The sequence below is a fragment of the Membranihabitans maritimus genome (assembly GCF_021729145.1).
Taxonomy (GTDB): domain Bacteria; phylum Bacteroidota; class Bacteroidia; order Chitinophagales; family Saprospiraceae; genus Membranihabitans; species Membranihabitans maritimus.
This window is the reverse complement of sequence record NZ_JAJSLW010000053.1, coordinates 1-1,667: the sequence shown is the minus strand read 5'-3', so window position 1 is coordinate 1,667 and position 1,667 is coordinate 1. Positions and strand designations below refer to the sequence as shown.

Sequence of the window (1,667 nt, the reverse complement as noted above, 5' to 3'; positions counted from 1 at the left end):
GGGATATTCAGTAGTAAGGTACAAATGAGTAAGATAATGGAAGAAGTTTTCTTTGGCCCTTCATTACAGATACCCTTTTCACAAACATCGATTAAGGGGAGCCGATATAGATGAAATTTTGTTGCAATTGGGGTCATTTTCTGCGAGGCAGGCACAGGTATCCCCTGCAATGGTGGAAGGGAACTTATTCAGGCTGCGCTTAGAGACTTTTCGCTGGACATTCGTCTACCGATCTGTAGGGCATTAGCCGTGTGGATGCCAAAGAAAATCCAGAGTGTTTCGGTGGCCTTTGTTCGGGCTTTGATCCTTTTGAGGCCATAGTGTTCCTTGTCATTTCCGAAGCTCCCCTCCAGGCGGCTTGCCCTTTCGGTGGTGATGGCTGCGGCCATTTTCTTTCTATGCTTTTCATGCTTGCCCGCTCTACCCTTTCTTTTGAAGTCGGTTCGGATTCCGTATTGGGTGGCAAACCGGCGGTTGGCGTTGGTAGCATATATGGCATCGGCACCCGCTACTTTCACTTTCGTTCTTGTCAGTCCCTGGGCCTTGAATACCGTGGTCTTAAATCGATTGCCTTCGTGGAAGGCATCAAAGGACAGGTGCTCGATAAAACCGATCCCGTCGATTTGAAACTTATGTACCTTGGCTCCAAATTCTACCAATTTGGTTTCCTTGCCCCTTACAATAGGTCTGACATACGGCCTGTCAAGGCTTACAATTCGATCCCTGGGTTTCTCCCCATGGTGGAACAAGGCATACTGCTGGGCATGTACTTTTCGGGCAGCAGCCCATCTGACGTATTGTTTTACCGTACATCCCAGTTCAACAATCCCATCCAGGCGTTCCAGTTCCGATAGAAACTTCTCCGTCAGTAGTAACAAAGCCCGGGTCAATGCTCTGCGTTTCTTCTTGCTCTTTCGCTTCATCTTGCTGTACGAAGAATACCGCCGCTTCCATTTCAGGTACCTGCTGCGGGGCATACCCATGCCCTGTCCCCGGCATACCTCCTTCAACAGGGCGTGTAACCAATCGGTACATTCCCACAGAAGCTTTACATTCGTCGAATGCCGCATATGGCTCTCATAGCACGTTGCGTCCATGACGATACTGTTTTTCTCGCCCATTTGCACAGACCAATGGGCAAAAAGTACCTTTTGTACCTCCTCCATGTCTAGTTTACCCGCAAGTTCGCAGCGGATCTCGCTTATCATCTTGTAATTGGTAAGCCGATCCGTACCCAGATAAACCCCACTGAAAAACTGGAAGTCCAGGTTCCCATTGAGTAGCTCCAACAGCTTCCGGTCCGAACAGTCCATGTAGTGCTTTAGAAACATAAGAGCTATCTTGCCCCGTGGAGGAAAAATGGCTCTAGGGCCTTTATTCGCTTCTTTCAGGTCGAAAGTTTTAACTAAGTCATCCCACGGAATGGCCTGGTAGATCTTGCCCAGATCCGATTCGAGGAAACGGGCGTGGAAAACACTCAATTGCTCTTGTTGTGAACGGAAGGAAAAACAGTGCTGGAATTCCGATATTCTTTGTATTTTACCCATACTAATTATGATAATTACCCCGTTTTTTGAGCTACACACTCATTTTCGGGGTTTTATTTTATCTAAAATACAAATTAACATCCTGATAACCAAGTATTTGAAATACTTCTGAATACCCCT

1 protein-coding gene is annotated in these 1,667 nt (G+C 47.0%); it reads right to left on the bottom strand.

Annotated elements, in window-relative coordinates; genetic code table 11:
* Positions 1-188: 188 nt before the first annotated feature.
* Complete coding sequence (locus LVD47_RS23260) at positions 189-1,586, bottom strand: transposase (protein ID WP_236981114.1); 1,398 nt, start codon at positions 1,584-1,586, stop codon at positions 189-191.
* Positions 1,587-1,667 lie beyond the last annotated feature (81 nt).